This is a genomic window from Mesorhizobium sp. M4A.F.Ca.ET.050.02.1.1, from assembly GCF_003997725.1.
Lineage (GTDB): Bacteria > Pseudomonadota > Alphaproteobacteria > Rhizobiales > Rhizobiaceae > Mesorhizobium.
Map to the genome: position 1 here is coordinate 1 of NZ_RZSG01001385.1, position 664 is coordinate 664.

Genomic DNA, 664 nt, shown 5'->3' on the forward strand with positions numbered 1-664 from the left:
ATGGCGCCCTTTGCCGAGACGGTGCTGGCGTTGAGATTCGCCGTGACGTCGGCGGACAGCGTCGCCGCCGGATTGTCGAGGCTGATCGGCGGCGCACGCAGCGTGCCGCCGGCCACCGTGAAGGCAATCTCGGTGTCTTTGGCGGCAAAATTGCCATTGGCTGCGATCTCCGGCGCGAAGCCTGCGGTCTTGGCCGCGTCGATATCGCGCCCGATCGAATCGGCCTTCTCGACGAAGGCGGGAAAGGCGTCCGGGTTGACGCCGGCGATGGTGAGCCCCCTCAGCGTCGCCGTACCGGAACCGGACAGAGCGGCTGCCATCGCATCGACGGACTTGCCGCTGGTCGACAGCGCCGTCGAGACATCGCCACTGCCGCTCAGGCCGGCATTTGGCAACAGGGCCGAAAGATCGGCACCGGCGAGCTTCATCTGGCCGGAGAAAAGCCCGGTGCCGTCATTGTTCTTCAGCTCGAACAGGCCGGTCAGCGCGCCGCCGAAGAGCCTGGCCTTGAGGTCCGAGACGCGGATGCCCTCCTGGTCGAGCTTCAACGACAGCGACGCGTCATGGGCGGTGGCGAACGGCCCGGCGGCGAGCGCCCCCGTGGTCAGATCAATGTCGACGTGAAGGATGGAATGCCGCACCTTGCCGGCGCGCTGGCGCTCGA

General features: G+C 67.3%; 1 protein-coding gene. It reads right to left on the reverse strand.

Annotation, left to right across the window (positions count from 1 at the left end):
• Positions 1-664 (reverse strand): AsmA-like C-terminal region-containing protein (locus tag EOA33_RS37675; RefSeq protein WP_149990369.1); only part of this gene is annotated, 664 nt, incomplete at both ends.